We start from the raw sequence: 21326 nt of genomic DNA, 5'->3' as shown, positions 1-21326 counted from the left end.
TGGTTTGCACCATTTTTTCTTTTTTTGTTTGGCTGAAATTGTTAAACTAAGAGATCAAATAAAATCTCTGAATTTTTTAATCTTTTAATTAATTTAAAAGCCAGTCGTACCCTTTTTCTTCAAGCTCTAACGCAAGAGATTTATCACCGGTTTTGATGATTTTTCCGTTGGCTAAAACGTGAACAAAATCAGGCTGAATATAGTTCAGCAATCTCTGATAGTGGGTAATCAGAAGAACTGCATTCCCTTCGTTTTTGAAAGCATTTACACCATCTGCAACAATTCTTAACGCATCAATGTCCAATCCGGAATCTGTTTCATCCAAAATAGCCAGTTTCGGATCCAGCATCATCATCTGGAAAATTTCGTTTCTTTTCTTTTCACCTCCGGAAAACCCTTCGTTTAAAGATCTTGAAAGGAAATCTTTTTTAATGCCTAATTTTTCAGATTTCTCACGAATCATTGCCAACATCTCTTTTGCCGGCATTTCTCCCAATCCGTTAGCTTTTCTGTTTTCGTTCATCGCTGCTTTGATGAAGTTGGTTACAGAAACGCCCGGAATTTCTACCGGATACTGGAAAGAAAGGAAAATTCCTTTGTGGGCTCTTTCTTCAGGAGCATCTTCGATGATGTTTTCACCTCCGAAGATAATTTCTCCGTGTGTAACTTCATAATCTTCTTTTCCTGCGATAACAGAAGAAAGCGTAGATTTTCCGGCTCCGTTCGGTCCCATAATGGCGTGAACTTCACCCGGCTTTATTTCAAGATTAATTCCTTTTAAAATTTCTTTGTCGCCGTCTTCAATTTTGGCGTGTAAGTTTTTTATCTCTAACATACGTTTAAATTTATCGCAAGGCTAGACTAAGATTTTTTAATCTTCCTTTGCTTTTATAAGATAAACAAAGGCGCTAACGCTTATCAATGAAATACTATTTGTTTAATTACATTTATATCTGAAATTAATCAAGACCATTTGCAATTCTCATAACTCCGTTTTTAAAAAGTTGAGAATTGAAATTGATAAGCATTCCTAACTTATAATTTCCAAGTCTTACATAATTTTTTATTTGTGCAGCGTGAAAATTGGTTAAATTTTCAACAGATTTTATCTCTAAAACCACTTTGTTTTCAACTAGTAAATCCATTCTGAAAGCATTTTCTAAAAATAGTTCTTCGTATTGAATATTGAGAGATTTTTGCTTTTCCACATTAATCCCGGCTTTTTTCAATTCATAAAATAAACATTCTTCATAAATGCTTTCATACAAGCCTATTCCTAATTTTCTGTGAATTTTTAATCCACTTTCAAAAACAATTTTTGAAATTTCATTTTCTGTCATTTGTATAATTTTCGCAAAGATACACAAGTTAATTGTAGGAATTCAATTTAAAAACTTTGTATCACTTTCCTAAGCGTTAGCGCCTTTGTTTATCTTGAGAATAAATAGTAAGCGACTAAAAAATCTTAGTTTAGCTTTGCGATAAAATAAAATTATCCCACAGAACCTTCTAATGAAATCTCAAGTAGTTTCTGAGCTTCAATAGCAAATTCCATTGGCAGTTTATTTAAAACTTCTTTGCTGAAACCGTTTACAATCAGAGCAATAGCTCTTTCTGTATCAATTCCTCTCTGGTTGCAGTAAAAAATCTGGTCTTCCCCGATTTTTGAAGTCGTTGCTTCGTGCTCCAGTTGTGCAGTCGGATCTTTAATTTCAATATACGGGAAAGTATGAGCTCCACATTCATTTCCCATCAGTAAAGAATCGCACTGAGAGAAATTTCTTGCTCCTTTTGCAGAAGGCATTACTTTTACAAGACCTCTGTAGGAATTATTGGATTTTCCTGCGGAAATACCTTTGGAAATGATGGTAGATTTGGTATTCTTACCGATGTGGATCATTTTGGTTCCTGTATCTGCATATTGGTGATTATTCGTAACGGCGATAGAGTAGAATTCACCGATGGAATGATCTCCTTTCAGAATACAAGACGGATATTTCCATGTTACCGCAGAACCGGTTTCAACCTGAGTCCATGAGATTTTTGCATTTCTTTCACAAAGTCCTCTTTTGGTTACGAAATTGAAAACCCCTCCTTTTCCTTCTTCATTTCCCGGATACCAGTTTTGAACGGTGGAATATTTAATTTCAGCATCATCCATTGCGATCAGCTCAACAACCGCTGCGTGAAGCTGGTTTTCATCTCTTGACGGTGCTGTACAACCTTCCAGATAAGAAACATAGCTTCCTTCATCCGCAATCACAAGCGTTCTTTCAAACTGACCTGTTCCTGCCTGATTGATTCTGAAATACGTAGACAATTCCATCGGACATCTTACGCCTTTCGGAATGTAGCAGAAGCTTCCGTCAGAAAATACTGCAGAATTAAGAGCTGCATAGAAATTATCTCCTCTCGGAACTACTTTTCCAAGATATTTTCTTACTAAATCAGGATGGTTTTTTATTGCTTCGGAAATGGAGCAGAAAATAATTCCTTTTTCCATCAAAGTATCCTGAAACGTTGTTTTTACAGAAACGGAATCCATTACAATATCTACGGCAACACCTGAAAGTCTTTTCTGTTCTTCAATATTGATTCCTAATTTTTCGAATGTCTTCAGTAATTCAGGATCTACTTCGTCCAGACTTTCCAGCTCAGGTTTTACTTTTGGCGCAGCATAATATTTAATCGCCTGAAAATCCGGCTTTTCATATTTAATATTTGCCCAGTCCGGCTCCGTCATTTTCTGCCAGATTCTGAAAGATTCCAGACGCCATTCCGTCATCCATTCCGGCTCTTCTTTTTTAGCAGAAATTGCACGGACGATGTCTTCATTTAAACCCGTTGGGAAATCTTCGTAGTCGATTTTTGTTTCCCAGCCGAATTCGTATTTTTTATTTTCCAGATCGACTCTTAGATCGTCTTCAGTATATTTATTCATTATTTTTTTTTAAGATTTTAGAAGACAGATTTCAGATCTGATTTTTTATCCAAATCTGAAATCTGCATCCAATGTCTTTTTTTACAAAGAAAAACTCTCACCGCATCCGCAAGTTCTGGATGCATTCGGATTGTTAAAAACAAATCCTTTTCCGTTTAAACCTCCCGAATACTCAAGAATGGTTCCTGCTAAATAGAGGATTGATTTTTTATCTACAATAATTTTGATATCATTGTCTTCAAAAATCTGGTCGGTATCTGTTTTTTCGTTGTCAAACTTAAGAACATATTCTAAACCAGAGCATCCTCCGCTTTTCACCCCAACTCTTATATAGTCTTCAAAAGGCTTAAAACCGTCCTCTGTCATCAGCTGAATGGCTTTTGCTTTTGCTTGATCTGATACTTTTATCATTGTATTTATTTAGAATGATTTAATGATGCAAAAATACGAACTAATTTCCGCAATCTCAAATCGAAGATATCTATTTTGATGATTCTGTTCTTAATAGATGTATTTCAGTGATAAATTTACGGTTAAAAATATTTAAATTTTCTTAATAAACGTCGTAAAGCCTGTTTTTGATTTAACTTTGATCGGGATTTTAAATCTATAAATAAAACAAAGATTTCACTGTTTTTTTGTGTAGTCTTTAAAATTACAGTTTACAATAAAAATATACTATAAATGAAAAAATTAGGCATTCTTGCTTTGGCTTTGTTCATGCAGACGGCTTTTGCACAGACCAACAGATTTGTATATCAGGTGACGATGAAACCCGATGCGTCCAATAAAACAGATACGAAAACAGAAAATGCGTATCTGGACATTTCTCCGGAAAAATCTGTTTTTTATTCCGAAAACAGAATTAAAAGAGATTCTGTGATTCAGGCTGCCATGCAAAGTGGAGGAGCAAGAGGTTTTAACAGGGATCAGATGGAAGCTTTACGATCCAACATCAATTATTCTGTTGAAAAAGATAAGAAAAGCCAGAAAATGACGTTCAAAGACAGAATCGGAAGAGATATTTATACTTACGAGGAAGACCGCCCGATCAACTGGAAAATTTCTTCGGAAACCACAAAAATCGGAGATTATAAAGTTCAGAAAGCAGAAACGGATTTTGGAGGAAGAAAATGGACGGCTTGGTTTACCACAGATCTGCCTTATCAGGACGGACCATATAAATTTGGTGGACTTCCGGGACTTATTGTGAAAGTAGAAGACGATAAAGGAGAATATTCTTTCGACTTAATGAAAAATTATAAAATCGCAGATTTCCCAACAATGAATCAGTTCGGAAATACCATTAAAGTAAAAAGAGGCGATTATGTAAAACAGCAGAAAAAGTTTATGGAAGACCCGATGTCATTTATGACGCAGGGCGGCGGAATGGGTGCGCCGATGAGAATTGACGGCGGTGGTGGAAACCGTGGCGGTGGTGGATTCGGAGGAGGAAATTCCGGAGATTTCAGAAAACGGATGGAAGAAAGAGTAAAAGAGGAAGCAAAAAGAAACAGTAACCCGATAGAATTACAATAAAAATTAACCCTGAAGATTGGTTCTTCAGGGTTTTTTATTTGGCTGATTTAAATAATTATTTCAAAAGCTGGTTGAAAGTATCTCCCTGTCGGATGTCTCCGGTGTTATATCCTTTCATAAACCATTCTTTACGCTGCGCAGAGGATCCGTGCGTAAAACTTTCCTGATTAACGTATCCCTGTGATCTTCTCTGGATATTATCATCACCTACCGCTTCAGCCGCTTCAATAGCCGACTGAATATCTCCGGGTTCAAGAATGTGCTTTTCTGCATCCGTTCTTCTTGCCCACACTCCTGCGTAAAAATCTGCCTGAAGTTCTGTGGCAACAGAAACCCTGTTCATTTCTGCTTCAGAATATTTTCCGCTTCTTCTTAGCTGATCTACTTTTTGCGTTGTTCCTAAAAGCGTCTGAACATGATGTCCCACTTCATGCGCCAAAACATAGGCTACCGTAAATTCCGTTACTTTAGCTCCGAATCTTTGCTGTAGTTCATTAAAAAAGCTCATGTCCATGTAAACAGACTGATCTGCAGGACAGTAAAACGGTCCCATTGCAGACTGTGCCACTCCGCAGCCGGATTGTGTGGTTTCCGAAAAAAGGATAATTTTCGGTGGAGTATACTGCATTCCGTTTTCCTGAAAAACCTGATCCCATGTCGTGATGTTCCATTTTCCCATCATGTCTACCATTTCTCCGATTTTTTTGTCTTCCGCAGTCAGTTCTCTCTGCTCCGTTCTCGGAGATCCGGAACCCGCTCCCGAAGAAAGAATCGAGGAAGGATCACCTCCCAAAAAGAATATAATTGCAGCAATAATAAGCGTTCCCAGTCCGCCTCCTACAACGGCTCCGCCGCCAAGTCCACGTCTGTCTTCCACATTACCACCTCTGTCGTCAGTCCATCTCATAGTTTGTATTTTTTATTTGTTGGTAAATTTAAAAATTTAAACCATACAATTTTTGTGCGGATTATGATATTTTCAAAATATTTATCGATTCAGCTGATTTTTTTTCAGCCAGAAAGAAGTCGACTGATATGCTGAAATCGTTGCATCCACCATCGGTTTGTTCTGTTCTTTTTCCTTTAATGGATTTTCATCAAAATAAATATTAAATTCCGGAGCAAGATTGTTTTTCTGCTGGACCAAAGCGTATTGCTTAATTTTTCTTAAAGGAGAAATAACCGTTAAATAATTATCTTTTACAAATCCTAAATCCTGATACGTTGCTACATAAGCTTTCGGCTGAAATTCTTTGCTGAAAACGTCCTGACCTAAAAATTTCGATTGATAACTGAAATTCAGCAAACCTAAAACAGTTGGCATCACATCGATCTGAGACATGGTTTGGGTAAATTTCTGCGGCTGGATAAATCCTTCCGAGAAAACCATCGCAGGAATTCGGTATTTATCCATTGGAAGTTCTGTATCTCCTGCACTGGAAGCGCAATGGTCTGCAATGACCACGAAGACCGTATTTTTATACCAGTTCTGTTTTTTAGCCATTTCGAAGAATTTTTTCAAAGCATAATCTGTGTATTTTACACCGCCTTCACGGGATTTTGCATTTCCGGGGATATCAATTTTTCCTTCAGGATAGGTAAAAGGTCTATGGTTGGAAACTGTCATCCAATGATTGAAGAAAGGCTTTCCGGATTTTGCTTCGGCATTCATGGTTTGGATGGCTTTTTTTGCCATGTCTTCATCGGCAACGCCCCAAACGTTTGCAAACGTGATTTCTTCCGGCTTGAAATTATTTCTGTCGACAATGTCATAACCGTTTCCGGCGTAGAAATCCTGCATATTATCGAAATAGCTGTATCCTCCGTACAAAAATTTTACATCATATCCTTTCGATTTGAAAACACTTCCTGTGGTAAATTTGTTTTTGTTGTTCTCTCTTTTAATAATGCTTTCTCCGGCTGTAGGCGGAATACAGAGCGTTAATGCTTCCAGACCACGAACGGTTCTGTTTCCGGTAGCGTAAAGATTGGTGAACATTAATGATTTATCGGCTAAACTGTCTAAAAAAGGAGTGATTTTCTGCGTATTTCCATAATGTGCTAGAAAATCTGCCGATAAACTTTCAATAGAAATTAAAACCACATTTTTTTTCAGTTCCGGTTCCGCAGAAAGAATATTTCTTTTCAGAACAGGCGGCGCAAACTGGCTTAAAAAGTTTTTTTCTGCCTGACTCTGATTGATTTCTGGATAAAACTGGAAATAATCCAGCTCGTTGTGGGTAAATGCCCAATAGAATTTCGGAAGACCGTTTGCCTGAATCTCTTCTTCAAAAACGCTGTTTCCTTTAATCTTTGTTGTGAAATTTAATCCGAACAAGCTTACTCCTACCAGAAGAATAAACGATCCCAGTAAAATAAATTTCTGTTTCAGATTCGGAAGATCTGAAAGTTCTTTTTTTGTTTTCTTAAAAATGAAGAATGTAATGGAAAGTGTTACGATAAAAATTGCTGAGAAAAGAGGAACAACGGGATAGCTTTCCATGATGTTTCCAATCACTTCGTTGGTATAGATGAGATAATCTACCGCGATGAAATTGTATCTCAATCCGAATTCGTTATAGAAGAAATATTCACTTACTGCGTTGAATACGATGAGTAAAACATACAGAAACAGGGTTATGAAATAAAGTATGTTTCTTATTTTCAAACGTTGTTTTGGGAGGAAAAGCATTAATGCGAAGCATATAATTTTTAACCCGATAAAAGCCAGAGCAATTTCTGCAACTGAGCCACCATATTGTTTGAAGATATTGTTCGGAATCAGAAGGATGTACAGGAAAAAGAGCACTAAAATTCCCAAAATAATCTGTCCGTAAGGTTTCTGATATTTTGAATTGGAGAGAAATAAAAAATAGAGGGCTAAAAAGGTACTGGCTAAAATAAAAACCAAAGCATCATTGAGAACACCCACCAAAATTATTTTTAAAATTTCAAACACTCCAAAACTGGCTGTGGTAATGGGATGGAAGAAAAATACAATCCTTATGATTAAAGAAATGATAAGGTAAAAGATTCCTAAATAAAGAAATGGTTTTGTTTTCTGAACAAACATTGTTATGATTTGAATATGAATTCTTACAAAAATAAGTATTGAATATTACTTGAGCGTATATTTTTTTAAAATACCACAATATATATTCGGGAGATAACTTTCTGGGACAAAAAAAGAACTATTGAAGAATAGTCCTTTTTAAATATTTTTCACTTCGGAAAATTACGAATTTCCAAATCCGATATTTCCTTTTCTGCCGGAAAGATTCTTTTTAAAATCAATCATTTGCAGAGCCGTAACAGCCGCTTCAACTCCTTTGTTCCCAAGATCGCCGCCGCTTCTCGCAATCGACTGTTCTTTTGTATCGTCTGTTAAAACACAGAAAATCGTCGGAGTATCCGTCAGAACATTACAATCTTTAATTCCCTGTGCAACTGCGGAGCAGACATAGTCGAAATGTGGTGTTTCTCCACGGATCACACATCCGATCGCAATTACTGCATCAAAGGTTCGTTCTTTACAAAGCTGCATACTTGCATAGCTTAACTCAAACGCTCCCGGAACCGGAAAAAGAGAAATTTTTTCAGATTTTACTCCCTCTTTTTGAAGAATTTCCAGAGCTGCATCACGAAGATTGTAGGTTACAAAATCATTCCACTCAGAAAAAACAATGCCGATAGAAAAATCATCGGCATTGGTTATGTTAAGTGGCTTGTAATCAGAAAGATTAACTGTTGCCATTGTTTAGTAATATTTAGTCATTTCAATATAAGAATCAGACATTCCGTTGTCGTAGTCCTGATATTTTTCGTCGATTGTTGCAAAATACTTTTTAGCTTCTGCATTTTTCTTTAATCCTAAAGCTAAAATACCTGCTTTTCTTGTAAAATAATACGTTGTGTAAGGATCGTCTGAAGCTGAAGCCGCTTTGTCTAATAACTGAAGTGCTTCATCATTTTTGTTAAGACCGGATTTTGCATCTGCCATTGCTCCGTATTTCATTGCCATCAACGTTTTGTTGTCGGATGAAAAACTGTCTAAAAGATCGTAAGCTTCCTGAAACTTTCCTTCCTTGAATTTCACCAATCCAGCGTTGTAAGCTGAAAGCTTTCCTACGTTGGTTGCAGAATATTCGTTATAAGTTCCTAAGAAACCCGGATTTGCAGCAGATTTTCCGCCTAAAGCTTCTTTATCTTTACCGTCAGCAAGATTTTTCTGAGCAGCCAGGAAACTTTTTACAGCTTCTGCATTTTTAGGAGCTACAACAAATTGTTTGTAACCGAAGAAACCAAGAACCCCTAAAATAAGTAGTCCGAAAACAATTCCCAAAGGTTTTGAATATTTTTCAAGGAACCTTTCTGTGTTTAAAGCTTCTCTGTCAAGATCTTTAAAAAACTCAACCGTTTCTTTACCTTCCTGCTCGTTTGTAATTTTTGCCATAAATTATTAAAAATTGAAATGCAAATTTAATTGTTTCTGAATGATTTACAAAATACTTTGTGCGTATTGTTGATTTTATTTGAATTAATCAAGTAGAATTGTTAATTATGAATCGTGAATTTACTAAAAAGATGCTTCGACAAGCTCAGCATGACATCTCTGATACTATATATATTGATGTAACGTTAAATTATTAGCGTTGTCATGCTGAGCTTGTCGAAGCATCTAATTTAATTCAGTTTAATATTCTAAAATATGATAAATTTCTGCATTAAATTTCTTCAGTTTTTCTTCGCCTTTTAAATCTTTTAATCCAATTAGGAAACTGAATTGGGAAACGGTTGCGCCTTGTTTTTCAACCAATTTAGCGGCAGCTTCTGTTGTTCCTCCCGTTGCTAAAAGATCATCATGAATCAGGACTCTTTGTCCGGATTTTAACTGTCCTTCTCGGGTTTCGATAACAGCACTTCCGTATTCCAGATCATATTTTTCTGAAATGACGGGTGGCGGAAGTTTTCCTGCTTTTCGGATTAAAATAAAAGGAACTTCTAATGCAACAGCGATGGCAATCCCGAAAAGATAACCTCTGCTTTCAATTCCGCAGACTGCATCAACTTTTCCTTTGCTGAATTGTACCAGATCTGCAATCACCTCTTCATACAGTTTCGGGTTCAGGAAAATAGGAGAGATGTCCTTAAACTGAATTCCCGGAATCGGAAAATCAGGTATATTTTCAATGGTTTCTTCCAGTTTTGTGATGAGCTGCTGCGATGCCATTTTTTATGGATTGATTTTGTAGCTGGAAATTTTCCAGTCTCCGTTTACATTTTTAAGTCCGAAAGTTGCTCTCAGCGAAGTTGTTTTTCCACTTTTATCCGTTACATCATACGTTGCACTCACACTTGCAGAAGTTGCATTGGAAGCATTGGTGGTGATGTTTTTTACGCTTACGTTTTTCACCGAACCAAATCCTGAAGTCGGGTTTGAGAATGACTCATAGCTTCCCCAACTCGGGTTGCTTGCAGAGTTGTACGCAGCTTTTAGGTTTTGAGCGCTTACGTTATTTAAAAATCCTGAAACGGTACTTTTCGGATCTGAAGCTGGCTGTTTTGGTGCTGCAGGAGTTGTAGGTGTGGCTGCATTTGGATCTGTTGTGGAAGGAACCGTTGCATTCGGATTATTCGGATCGATTACAGCGGGATCCTGAATAACTGCTGTTGAATCTACTTTCGGTGCAGCCGGAACTTTCAGTAAAAGAGGATTTACGTCTAATCCGATTTTTGTCATTTTGAAAGTTTTTGCTGTTGTTTTTACAGAAACTGTGATGTCGATTTTATTATCAACAACCTGAGCTGCAGGAAGTGAAGAGAATTTTAAATTAAATCCTTTGAAATTGTTATCCTGCATTAAATTTTTTGCCGTAGAAAGCTTTACTCCATTGCTGAAAACTTCCAGCGTTGCTTCCAGACCTGCTCCTGTAAAGGATACAGGATTTCCTGCGTTATCAACTAATCTCGGAACGATCTGAAGCGCAGTAGGCGCACCTGTTCCGTCATCTCCAGTCGGTCTTGTGGTAATACTTAATGAATTGGCTTTTACGTCATTCGGGTCGCTTTCTTTAGCTGTTTCGTTTCCGAAGATGTTCATTTCTCCTAATGCTCCTAATGAAGGCGGCGCTGTACTTGCCCATTCGATTCCGTTTTTCTGGGCTACCTGATCTGCCATTGCCATAATTTCGGGCACTTTTTTTCCGTCAATCAGTTGTCCTAAAGCTTTCAGTTCGGCAAAATCGCCATCGGCTTCCACACCGAAAGTTTTTAGGATGTAAAGTGCTTCGTTAAATTTAATCTGTTTAATGGTAGGTAAACTTGCCGTCATATCATTGATACTCGCCTGCAAGGTTTTAGTATTGGTAGCATCTACATGATCTTTCTTGCATGCTGTGAAAAGCAACAGGCTGAAAATTAGTAGAAAAGAAAACTTTTTCATTTTTTTTCGGTTTACCACAAAAATAATAAAACCTTTATTAATAGCGGGTTTTATTTTTTATTTTGTTGCTCTTTGAGCTGATCTCTGAAAAACGAACTGAAAACAGTCTGCATATTCGGAAAAGATGAATCTTCCCAGTATTTAGTTGTATAGCTGCTTTTACTGGTATTCAAATTTACACTTTCGATATCATTATTGTCTCTGAATTCTATTTCTGCAGGATAAAAATTGCTGTAGTAAATCAACTGATTGTAGTCCGGTTCACTTTTGTGTTTTAATTTGATAAATCGAATGTCGTTAAATTCCAGAAGCTCTCTTAAGGTCTTACTGCTTTCTTTTTCGTAAGAAGCATTTGAGATTACTCTTACATCGTAAAAACGGTATCCTAAAAAATTTACTTCTTTTTCCTGTAAAGCACTGTGAGCAATTTCGATCTGATCTTTCCGGTCTCCTTTCAGTTCTTTAATGACGGCATTCTTTTTTTTATATTCCTGAATATTTCCGACATCTTTCATCTCAGGAACATTCATCATTTTACCATAATCAAAAGAAGCTGTCAGTTTTTTATCAACATTTTTATCTTCAATCCTGAATGCTCTGTATTGTTCTACATTGGCACTTTTCAGTTTTTTTGTTTTATTATCAAAAATGTAAGTAATGATTCCGTCTGTGTAGCAGTTTAGTTTATTGTTTACGGTAACGTAAGTGTTAAAATTTCCTTTTACAAAAATGTATTTTGCGGGTTTGTTATTTTTTATGACAACACGTTCGATATCTTTTACCCTGTCATCCACTTTAATAATTTCTTTGTCGAAATCCGCATAGGACAAAGTAGCAACAGACATATTATCGTAGATGAGCTGAAACTTTTCCTGATCCGGTTTTATGGACTGCCTGTCGATTTTTCCGTCGATATCCGAATAAGCTAAAATGCTCCCGTCTTTCCCAAACACAGAAACCTTAGGAAGGGGCTTATTGGTTTTTTCTGAAACGAAAGTGATACTTTGTGCATTGATGAAGTTTACGAGGATTGTTAAAAATAATAACAGGAGATTTTTTTTCATGATTGATACAATTAATGTTTTTTTAGTTAAATCATTCTTTGATTATATGACAACGAAAACTTAAAAAGGTTGCATTGTTTTTTTTATTTCTGCACAAAAAAGCAAAAAAAAGACTGATCATTACAATCAGTCTTTTTTGTTTTTATCTTGTTACAAATTCCTTAGAAAGGATATTCATAAATTTCAGATTCGTGAAGGTAAGGGTTACCTGTAGGGATCAGTTTAAGTTTAGATAATGCTGAAAGCACAGTGAACATAAATAATCCAACTACGAATAAGATTGCTCCTAAGATTAAGATGAATACTTCAGGAGTTTTCCAGTATGGTCCTACTGTTCCCGGCATTACCATGTTGAAGTAATCTAAGATGTGACCACAAATTACGACTACTGCCATTGTTGTAACCACTTTGTAGTTTCTCTTGATGCTGCTGCTTACTAGTACCAATAACGGTAATAAGAAGTTTACAATAAGCATTGGTAAGAAAGTAGGAGAGTAGTGCTGGAATCTTCCGAAGAAATAGTTAACCTCTTCCGGAATGTTTGCGTACCAGTATAGCATGAACTGTGCAAACCATGTATACGTCCAAAGCATACTTGTCGCGAAAAGGAATACTCCTAAATCATGTAAGTGGTTATCGTTGAACTGTGGAAGGAATCCGTTTTTCTTTAAATAAACACTTAAAAGAATAATTACCGCAATACCACTTGAAAGGCAGCTCACCATTGAATACCAGATATACATGGTAGAATACCAGTGAGGATCAATAGACATCAACCAGTCCCAAGCCCAAGCTGCAGAAGCAAAACCGAAGAATGCGATATATCCTACTGCCCATCTGTAAAGCATTTGATATTCTACTCTTGATTTTGTTTCGTCTACTTTTTTAGACTGAGCTTTCAGTTTCCAAGCGAAGAAAGAAGCACCTAATACATAGATGAAAGTTCTTACTGCATAGAAAGGGATATTTAAGAAAATTCTTTTTTCAAATAAGATCACATCGAAATGAGCAGAATTTGGGTCTGTTAATTCCGGATCCATCCAATGGAAAAGGTGACCTTGGTGTGTGATGTTTAAAATCATTAGAATGATTAGAATAGCACCACCGTAAGGAATATAAGAAGCAATAGCTTCCATTACTCTTGTAATGATAATTGGCCAACCTGCGTGTGCAGCGTGCTGAATAGAATAGAAGAATAATACGCAGCAGCTTACTCCAAAGAAAAATACAGCTACAAAATGTATTGCCGCTAAAGGCTGGTTGTGAACCTGAAGAGTAGCATGCTCAAGGTGAGCTGCGTGATCCTGAGGTCCTACCATTTCACTAGAATGTGTAGGCGCCGTATGACCAGAAGCATGAACCGCCTCCATCATATGTTCTATTTTTTCAGTAGTAATTCCTTTATTCATAAAGAAACCAACAGCAAAAAGAACTAAACCTACAACAAGAAGGATTATAGAAGTTGATTTTAATTTTGGTGAAAAACTATACATTTCTTTTCTTATTTTTTAGTTTCGGTAGTCATCGTTTCAGATTTCGCAGGGGCAGCCGCTGTCGTAGCTGTTGCTGTAGCCGCCGCAGGTGCTGCAGCTCCTTTTTTGAAAGCATCCATTACATACATGGCAACTCTCCATCTGTCTCCAGCGCTAAGTTGTCCTGCATAAGATCCCATTGCGTTTCTACCGTTGGTTATTACATAATGAACAGATCCTACAGTAATATCTCTGTCTGCATAGTTTGGTACACCAGAGAATGCTCCGGACTGAACGATTGGCCCTTGTCCGTCTCCTCCTACACCGTGACAAGCTGAACATGTTTTCTCGAAAAGGCTTTTTCCTCTTTCAAGATCTTTTGCAGCGTTTGCTGGGTTTAAAGGAGAGCCTGTTACTGTTTTTGAAGCATCATAACCAGCATTGTATTCATCCGGTGTTTTTGGAAGTAATCCTTCTTCGAAAACACCATCTTTATTTTGAGCTACGGATCCTTCTACAGGAGAAAGACCTGTTGCAAAATTATTTTTAACAAAAGCAGGAATTTCATTTTCATGATCTGAATAAGCATCCTGAGCTTTCATCAATGGATCGTATGCTACCGGAAAATACATATCCGGGAAATAGACCAGCGGAGTGTTCTCTTTTGGTCCGCAAGAGTTAAGTAAAACTGTTGTTAAACCTAAAACTGCTGTAATTTTTAATACATTCTTTTTCATTTTAAGCATCTTTAACAGTTATTTCTTCAACTCCAGTTTCAATAAGCAACTGCTTTACAGATTCTACATCTTCAGTTACAAATTCCATTAAGAATTTATCATCCGTTGTTCTTGGATCCGGGTTTTGTGCAGGCGCTCCTGGATACATTTTGTTTCTTACCAAGAAAGTTAATGACATCATGTGTGCTGCGCAGAATACCATAAGTTCGAACATAGGTACTACGAAAGCCGGCATATTGTGAGCCCAGTCGAAAGCTGGTTTACCCCCAATGTTCTGAGGCCAGTCGTGGTTCATTACATACCATGTAAGAGTAGCACCGATTGTAACTCCATAACAAGCGTAGATGAAAGCGGCATCAGAAATTCTTGTTTTCTTTAATCCTAAAGCTTTATCTAGTCCGTGAACCGGAAACGGAGTATACACTTCGTTTATTTTGATTCCTTTATCGTTGAATGCTTTAACGCCGTTCATTAAATCGTCGTCGTCCGCATAAAGTCCGTATACAATTTTAGTGGTGCTCATCTCCTTCTTTTGCTTTATAAGTTTCACCTGAGATTTTCAAAATCGATTTTAATTCAGCCTGTGCAATTACAGGGAATGTTCTTGCGTATAATAAGAATAATACAGAGAAGAATCCGATTGTTCCTAAATATACTCCCACATCAATGATTGTTGGCTTAAACATCGTCCAAGAACCAGGCAAGTAATCTCTTGAAAGGTTGATAACGATGATGTCGAAACGCTCAAACCACATACCGATGTTGATGATTAATGCAACGATGAATGTCCAGATAATGTTCGTTCTTAGTCTCTTGAACCAGAAAGAAGCAGGAACAACAAGGTTACAGATAATTAGTGACCAGAAAGCCCACCAGTAAGGTCCAACAGCAGCACCAGGAGAAAGATATGTGAAATCTTCAAATCTTGATCCTGAATACCATCCGATGAAATATTCAGTGGCATAAGCTACCGTTACCATACCACCTGTTAAGATGATTACGATGTTCATAATTTCGATATGATACATAGTGATGTAATCTTCAAGGTGACATACTTTTCTTGCAACTAACAATAGCGTCTGTACCATTGCGAATCCTGAGAAGATCGCACCGGCAACGAAGTAAGGAGGGTAAATTGTGGAGTGCCATCCTTTAATAACCGAAGTTGCGAAGTCAAAAGATACGGTAGTGTGTACAGAGAATACAAGCGGAGTTGCTAAACCTGCAAGAACCAAAGATAGTTCTTCGAATCTTTGCCAGTGTTTTGCTTTACCACCCCAACCGAATGCAAGGAATGTATAAATTTTCTTAGTCCAAGGTGTCTTCGCTCTGTCTCTGATCATTGCAAAGTCAGGGATCAATCCCATGAACCAGAATACTGTTGATACCGAGAAATACGTAGAGATCGCAAATACGTCCCAAAGTAGAGGAGAGTTGAAGTTCCCCCAAAGAGAACCGAACTGGTTTGGTAAAGGGAATACCCAATATCCTACCCAAACTCTACCCATGTGGATAACCGGGAAGATTGCCGCCTGTACAACCGCAAAGATCGTCATCGCCTCTGCAGATCTGTTTACAGACATTCTCCATCTCTGTCTAAATAATAATAATACCGCTGAGATTAGGGTTCCGGCGTGACCGATACCAACCCACCATACGAAGTTAGTAATATCCCATCCCCAGTTAATAGTTCTGTTTAGTCCCCATGCTCCAATACCTGTTCCGATAGTGTAAGCGATACATCCGAATCCATAGATGAATAGAACTAAGGCTGCATATAATGAAATCCACCATAATTTACCTGCTCTTTCTTCGATAGGTCGTGCAATATCTTCCGTGATATCGTGATAAGTTTTGTGACCAATAATTAGAGGTTCCCTTATCGGAGCTTCGTAATGTCCTGACATTTTTTACCTATTTATTATTTAAACTTTATTTTTCTACTCTGTTTCTTACTTTAGTGTGATAGAACACATTTGGTTTTGTTCCGATCTCCTCCAGTAAATAATATCTTCTGTTTGAAGCATATTGCTTTCTCACTTCAGATTCTTTGTCATTCATATCTCCGAACTTGATTGAACCTGTAGAACAAGCTTTAGAACAAGCTGTCTGGAACTCTCCGTCCTTCACGATTCTATTCTCTTTTTTAGCTTCAAGAATAGTAGTCTGAGTCATTTGGATACACATAGAACATTTCTCCATAACCCCTCTCGTTCTTACCACAACATCCGGGTTCAGAACCATTCTTCCAAGATCGTTATTCATGTTGAAATCGAACTTGTCATTCAGGTTATAAGTAAACCAGTTGAAACGTCTTACTTTATAAGGACAGTTGTTTGCACAATATCTTGTACCGATACATCTGTTATAAGCCATGTGGTTTTGTCCCTGCTTACCGTGTGAAGTTGCCGCTACCGGACATACTGTTTCACAAGGTGCGTGGTTACAGTGCTGACACATTACCGGCTGGAAGATTACATCAGGATTGTCAGCCGGATGGTTCAATGCTCCACCGTCTCCGAACGCAGTACCATACAATTCCGGTACAGCCATTCCTTCTTTTAATCCTTCATAAACTTCTACCTTCTGTCTTGATGAATAGTAACGGTCAATTCTTAACCAGTACATATCTCTCGACATTCTCATTTCTTCTTTTCCTACAACCGGAACGTTGTTTTCTGCCTGACAAGCAATGATACATGCTCCACAACCAGTACAAGAGTTCAGGTCAATTGATAAGTTAAAGTGAGGTCCGTCTGTATCATCAAAAGCATCCCAAAGGTCAATTTTTCTTGCTGGAAGAGCTCCGCTGATGGTGTGATACTCCAAAGGTTTGTTCCATCCGTCGTGTTCATCATCAAATGCTACGTTTAAGAAATCAGCCAAAGGTACTTCTTTAGCAATTTCGTAACGTCCCATTAATGTATTCTGAAGCTGGATACCTGCAAATTCGTGATCTTCTCCTGTTTTCTCGATTTTAACATTAGAAACAACTAAGTTAGAACCATCGAATAAAGGATAAGCATTTACACCGGTATCTGCCGTAGCTCCTGAGTTTTTCTTACCGTATCCAAGCGCAAGACCTACTGATCCGTCTGCTTGTCCCGGTTGTACAAATACAGGAACGTCTTTTATTGTTACTCCGTTTACAGTAAGGTTTACAAGAGAACCGTCTAACTGCATTCTTGCGTTAAGATCGTTATCAATACCCAATCTTTCTGCGTCTTTCGGAGACATTGTTAAGTAGTTATCCCAAGACATTCTTGTGATTGGATCCGGTAATTCCTGTAACCAAGGGTTGTTTGCCTGAGTTCCGTCTCCCATTGCTGTCTTCGTATACAATACCAATTCTAAATCTGAAGGTTTGAAGCCGCTTAATTCAGCAACAGCCTGTGCACCGTTTCCTCCTGCGTACGATAATGTTGTCGCATTTGATGAAGCATTGATACCGTTATATAAAGCTTTGTTGAAAGAAGTTGCTCCTAAGATAGAAGTAGCATTTGCTTTTAAATAATCATAATAATTATTAGCAGCATTGTTTTTACCGTTTTTCCAAACCAATAAAGATTCTTCAATCTGTCTTGATTTGTAGATTTTCTGGATCGTAGGCTGCATTAATGAATATACTCCTGTCTGTGGTTCGATATCTCCCCAAGATTCCAGCCAGTTGGCTACAGGAATTACAGCTTTCGCTGCTTTGTACATTTCATTTTTCTTATCTGCAACAGCGATTACATAAGGAACTTTAGATAACGATTTTTTGAAATCTTCTCCTTTGTGGTAAGAGTAAATAGGATCTACATTGTTAGCGATCAATACACCAACCTGTCCTCCGTTCACCCATCCAAGGAATTCCTCGAATCTTGCTTTGTCAAAATCTTTTAAGAAGTTTGCTTTCCCGGTGAAAGCTACTGATCCTAATTTTTGGTTAATTAAGTGAGCTAAAACCTGAGCTCCTTTAGAACCATCAGCGAAAACAACTGCTTTGCTTCCTTTTGCCAATAATTCTTTTGCAATTTCAGATGCTGTTTTATCTGATGTACCGCCACCAACGATTGCATTATAAACTTCAACTAAAGTTTTGTTTATCTGGCTTGGTTTTAGTCTGATTCTTGAATCTGCGTTTGCTCCTGTTAAAGACATATTGGATTCAACCTGAACGTGTCTCAACATATTTTTTCCCGGAGTTCTTGCCACTGCGTAAGAAGATTCTAAACCTCCCGCATTGTAATCTCCTAAGAAGTCAGCCTGGAATGCAACCACCAATTCAGTTCCTTTAAGATCGTAAATTGGTAATGCTCTTGTTCCGAAAACTTCCTGAGCCGCGTCTAATGCTGCAGCATAAGGATAAGCATCATATGTTACTAGTTCTGCTGTAGGATATTTAGCTTTAAATTCAGCAAATAATTTTTTGAAAGTAGGGGATGCAAAAGAATGAGATAGTAAAACAATTCTTTTACCTGCTGCTTTAGCCTCATCCAGTCCTTTGATAACGAAGCTGTCTACTTTGTCGAAAGTTTCGTCTTTCCCTTCAAATTTAGGCTGCTTTACTTTATCATTATCATAAAGAGAAAGTACACTTGCCTGAGCTCTTGCATTTGTTTTACCTAAATCTCCTGCTGCCGGGTTTGGTTCAATTTTGATAGGTCTTCCTTCTCTTGTTTTTACCAATACGCTTGCGAAATCGAAACCGTCGAAATACGTTGAAGCGTAATAGTTTGGAATCCCCGGAATGATTTCATGCGGCTTTACCACATAAGGAATCGTTTTGATTACCGGAGCTTCACAGGCAGCCAGTGTTACTGCTGCAGTAGAGAAACCTAATAGTTTTAAGAAATCTCTTCTTGAGGTTGCGGAACCGTTTTTTTCCGCATCATCAAGGAAATCTTCTACCGGAATTTCTTCCTGGAACTCTTTCTGAGCCAGCTTATTGTTTAAAGCCGGATCTTTAAGTTCGTGAATACTTCTGAATTGTATTTTGTTTGAAGCCATTTGATACTTCTAATTTTTAGTTATTAATAATGACATTTACCACACTCAAGACCTCCAATAGCATCTACCGTAATCTTACCACCATCTTTAGGGTATTGTTTTTTCAACTTGTCGTGTAGATTTTTGAAGTATTCTTTATTATAACCGTTGTTCATGTCAACTTCTGTAGTTCTGTGACACTCGATACACCATCCCATTGTAAAGTCGTTAGCCATCTGAACAACATTCATTGTATCGATTTTTCCGTGACAAGCTTTACATACAACATCAATTTTGTTGTTAGGGTTCTTTTTGTTGAAAGAATTGATGATTGCCTGTTCACCTGCTACTACGTGCTGTGCGTGGTTGAAGTATACGAAGTCCGGCATGTTGTGGATTCTAGTCCATTCAACCGGCTGAGTTTTTCCTGTGTACTGTTGTTTTTCAGGATCCCAACCTGTAGCGGCATAGATTTTCTTGATTTCTCCGTCATAGAAAGCCTTATCTTTTCCTGGCTCCATGTAGTGATCTGCGTTGTATTCAGAAATTGTTCTGTGGCAGTTCATACAAACGTTCATAGAAGGGATTTCAGATACTTTTCCGTATTTGGCACTGGAGTGACACAACTGACAGTCGATTTTCTGTTCTCCAGCGTGAATTTTGTGTGAGAAATAAATAGGCTGTTCCGGCTTATATCCTTTGTAAACCCCGATCCACATGATCCAGTTCCAGATTCCGTAAGTTGCCAGAAGCGCAAGGATTGCGATTAATCCTTTTCCTACATAGTGATATTTTGCATAGATTTCGCTGAAAGATTTTACTCTTGTTTCATTAAGACCGGCTAAGTCCTCAGACTGACCCAGTTTTACCAACTGTCTTAATTTTACCAGAATCCAAACCAATAGCGCTGCGATTGCTAAAAGTGAAATGATTACTACGCTTGTTGTAGTGTTGTTTGCAGGAGCAGCCTGATCAGTTGTTGCTGCTGTTGCTTTTGCATCATCCTTTTTAGGCTCTTCAGCCGGAGGATTTGAGGTGTATGCCAAGATATCGTTGATATCTTTTTCTGAAAGTTTCCCTTCAAAAACCTGCATTGCCGCTTTTCCGTTGGCTTCGTATACTTCATTGGCATACTTGTCTCCGGAAGCTCTAAGTTTTTCATTGTTGGTTATCCATTTTTGAAACCAGTCAATGTCTAGATTTTGATCTTTTTTCAGTCTTTCAACTACTCCTCCAAGAGCAGGACCTACCAGTTTCTTGTCTAGTGCGTGACATGCAGTACAATTCGCTTTGAAAAGCTTCTCACCATTCTTAGGATCGCCGTCCTGCCCGTAAATTGAAGCACTGGTCGATAGCAATAAGCCTATTGCGATCAACGTCTGTCTATAATGCTTTCTCCAACTAATCATTTAAATTATCTTATGTTAGTAAATATTGAACATTCAATCAATCCCGCAAAAATAATATTTTTAACAGGAATTTAACGGTATATGGAAAGGGGAAAATGTCATTTCCGTTTAATTTGTAATTATTCTAAATAACCATGTTTGGTATAATTTTTTAATTTGTATAAATTTGCGCAAACAAGTTTAAATGAAAAATTTAATCAAAATAATTTCGATGCTGTCTGTGCTTGCATTTTATGGTGTTGATGCACAACAAGTTGTAAGGAAAGATACTTTGGCGGGAACGGAACTTACCATGACGATGGATTCTAAGGTGAATGCGGCTCTGGAAAGCATAGAGGATAAGTGTTCCAAAACAACTTTGGCAACTTCTTCAAGGGAAGATGACGAAGATTACAGCCCTTCAAAACCAACTAAAATTTATGTTCCGAACAGGGAACTTACCAACGCTGAGATATGCAGAAAAAATCCAAGAATTTTAGGGTATAAAATTCAGATTACAACGGTAAAAAGTAATGAGGAAGCCAATGAGGTAAAGGCTTATTTCAGAAAAAGATTTCCTAACCTGAAAGTGGAAACGGATGCTTCTTTAAGACCGAATTATAAAATTTTAGCGGGGAGTTATTTCACAAAACAAAGTGCGGCTTCTGACCTTTCCAGAGTGAGAGAATATTTTAAATCTGCGCTTGCAGTACAGTACAGAATTTTCTGTGCGGAAGCAAAATAGTAGAAATTATTTAGCATAAAGTAAAAA

At 37.6% G+C, this 21326-nt stretch carries 19 protein-coding genes; 2 read left to right on the top strand and 17 right to left on the bottom strand.

The window, feature by feature from the left end; translation table 11 throughout:
• Positions 1 to 88 precede the first annotated feature (88 nt).
• The 4 genes from sufC to BW951_RS14075 all read right to left on the bottom strand — a co-directional run bounded on the left by sufC (position 89) and on the right by BW951_RS14075 (position 3352).
• A complete protein-coding gene (gene sufC / locus BW951_RS14090; RefSeq protein ID WP_076393926.1) occupies positions 89 to 835 on the bottom strand; it encodes a Fe-S cluster assembly ATPase SufC in 747 nt (248 codons plus the stop codon).
• A 124-nt stretch (positions 836 to 959) separates the two neighbouring features.
• Positions 960 to 1340 (bottom strand): GxxExxY protein, encoded by a 381-nt coding sequence (locus tag BW951_RS14085; protein WP_076393924.1) that lies wholly within the window; start codon positions 1338 to 1340, stop codon positions 960 to 962.
• A gap of 152 nt (positions 1341 to 1492) precedes the next feature.
• Complete coding sequence (sufB, locus tag BW951_RS14080; RefSeq protein ID WP_076393922.1) at positions 1493 to 2941, bottom strand: Fe-S cluster assembly protein SufB; 1449 nt, start codon at positions 2939 to 2941, stop codon at positions 1493 to 1495.
• Between the two features lie 81 nt (positions 2942 to 3022).
• The gene (locus tag BW951_RS14075) at positions 3023 to 3352 is read right to left on the bottom strand and encodes a HesB/IscA family protein (RefSeq protein WP_076393920.1); all 330 of its coding nucleotides are present in this window, start codon (positions 3350 to 3352) and stop codon (positions 3023 to 3025) included.
• A 273-nt stretch (positions 3353 to 3625) separates the two neighbouring features.
• On the opposite strand from BW951_RS14075, the gene BW951_RS14070 reads away from it, so the two are divergent.
• Entirely contained in the window at positions 3626 to 4480 is an 855-nt protein-coding gene (locus tag BW951_RS14070; RefSeq protein WP_076393918.1) for a GLPGLI family protein, read from the top strand.
• 55 nt (positions 4481 to 4535) lie between these two features.
• Here BW951_RS14070 and ypfJ read toward each other — a convergent pair whose 3' ends face one another.
• The 13 genes from ypfJ to BW951_RS14005 form a co-directional block, all read right to left on the bottom strand.
• Entirely contained in the window at positions 4536 to 5387 is an 852-nt protein-coding gene (gene ypfJ / locus BW951_RS14065) for a KPN_02809 family neutral zinc metallopeptidase (RefSeq protein ID WP_076393916.1), read from the bottom strand.
• Between the two features lie 81 nt (positions 5388 to 5468).
• A complete protein-coding gene (locus BW951_RS14060) occupies positions 5469 to 7553 on the bottom strand; it encodes an LTA synthase family protein (RefSeq protein WP_076393914.1) in 2085 nt (694 codons plus the stop codon).
• Between the two features lie 162 nt (positions 7554 to 7715).
• Positions 7716 to 8234, bottom strand: coding sequence for a 6,7-dimethyl-8-ribityllumazine synthase (gene ribH / locus BW951_RS14055; protein ID WP_076393912.1), 519 nt, complete (start codon positions 8232 to 8234; stop codon positions 7716 to 7718).
• Positions 8235 to 8237: 3 nt separating this feature from the next.
• Entirely contained in the window at positions 8238 to 8933 is a 696-nt protein-coding gene (locus tag BW951_RS14050) for a YfgM family protein (RefSeq protein ID WP_076393910.1), read from the bottom strand.
• A 240-nt stretch (positions 8934 to 9173) separates the two neighbouring features.
• Positions 9174 to 9710, bottom strand: coding sequence for an adenine phosphoribosyltransferase (locus BW951_RS14045; protein WP_076393908.1), 537 nt, complete (start codon positions 9708 to 9710; stop codon positions 9174 to 9176).
• 3 nt (positions 9711 to 9713) lie between these two features.
• Positions 9714 to 10922 (bottom strand): NTF2-like N-terminal transpeptidase, encoded by a 1209-nt coding sequence (locus BW951_RS14040; RefSeq protein WP_076393906.1) that lies wholly within the window; start codon positions 10920 to 10922, stop codon positions 9714 to 9716.
• Positions 10923 to 10972: 50 nt separating this feature from the next.
• Positions 10973 to 11986 carry a hypothetical protein gene (locus tag BW951_RS14035; RefSeq protein WP_076393904.1) on the bottom strand — a complete coding sequence of 338 codons (1014 nt, stop codon included), beginning with the start codon at positions 11984 to 11986 and terminating at the stop codon, positions 10973 to 10975.
• A 161-nt stretch (positions 11987 to 12147) separates the two neighbouring features.
• The gene (locus BW951_RS14030) at positions 12148 to 13479 is read right to left on the bottom strand and encodes a quinol:cytochrome C oxidoreductase (protein WP_076393902.1); all 1332 of its coding nucleotides are present in this window, start codon (positions 13477 to 13479) and stop codon (positions 12148 to 12150) included.
• Positions 13480 to 13487: 8 nt separating this feature from the next.
• Entirely contained in the window at positions 13488 to 14204 is a 717-nt protein-coding gene (locus tag BW951_RS14025) for a c-type cytochrome (protein ID WP_076393900.1), read from the bottom strand.
• Positions 14197 to 14718, bottom strand: coding sequence for a DUF3341 domain-containing protein (locus BW951_RS14020; RefSeq protein WP_076393898.1), 522 nt, complete (start codon positions 14716 to 14718; stop codon positions 14197 to 14199). Before BW951_RS14020 ends, BW951_RS14025 begins: the two co-directional genes overlap by 8 nt.
• The gene (gene nrfD, locus BW951_RS14015) at positions 14705 to 16102 is read right to left on the bottom strand and encodes an NrfD/PsrC family molybdoenzyme membrane anchor subunit (protein ID WP_027381049.1); all 1398 of its coding nucleotides are present in this window, start codon (positions 16100 to 16102) and stop codon (positions 14705 to 14707) included. Before nrfD ends, BW951_RS14020 begins: the two co-directional genes overlap by 14 nt.
• Before the next feature lie 25 nt (positions 16103 to 16127).
• A complete protein-coding gene (locus tag BW951_RS14010) occupies positions 16128 to 19187 on the bottom strand; it encodes a TAT-variant-translocated molybdopterin oxidoreductase (RefSeq protein ID WP_076393896.1) in 3060 nt (1019 codons plus the stop codon).
• Positions 19188 to 19210: 23 nt separating this feature from the next.
• On the bottom strand, positions 19211 to 20575 hold the full coding sequence (locus BW951_RS14005; protein ID WP_076393894.1) for a c-type cytochrome: 1365 nt from the start codon (positions 20573 to 20575) through the stop codon (positions 19211 to 19213).
• Positions 20576 to 20759: 184 nt separating this feature from the next.
• Here BW951_RS14005 and BW951_RS14000 point away from each other — a divergent pair, with 184 nt between their 5' ends.
• Positions 20760 to 21299, top strand: a complete 540-nt coding sequence (locus BW951_RS14000; protein ID WP_076393892.1) for a sporulation protein — start codon at positions 20760 to 20762, stop codon at positions 21297 to 21299.
• The last annotated feature ends 27 nt before the right edge of the window (positions 21300 to 21326 follow it).

Source organism: Chryseobacterium gambrini, from assembly GCF_900156825.1.
Lineage (GTDB): Bacteria > Bacteroidota > Bacteroidia > Flavobacteriales > Weeksellaceae > Chryseobacterium > Chryseobacterium gambrini.
This window is presented reverse-complemented; position numbering and strand designations above follow the sequence as displayed.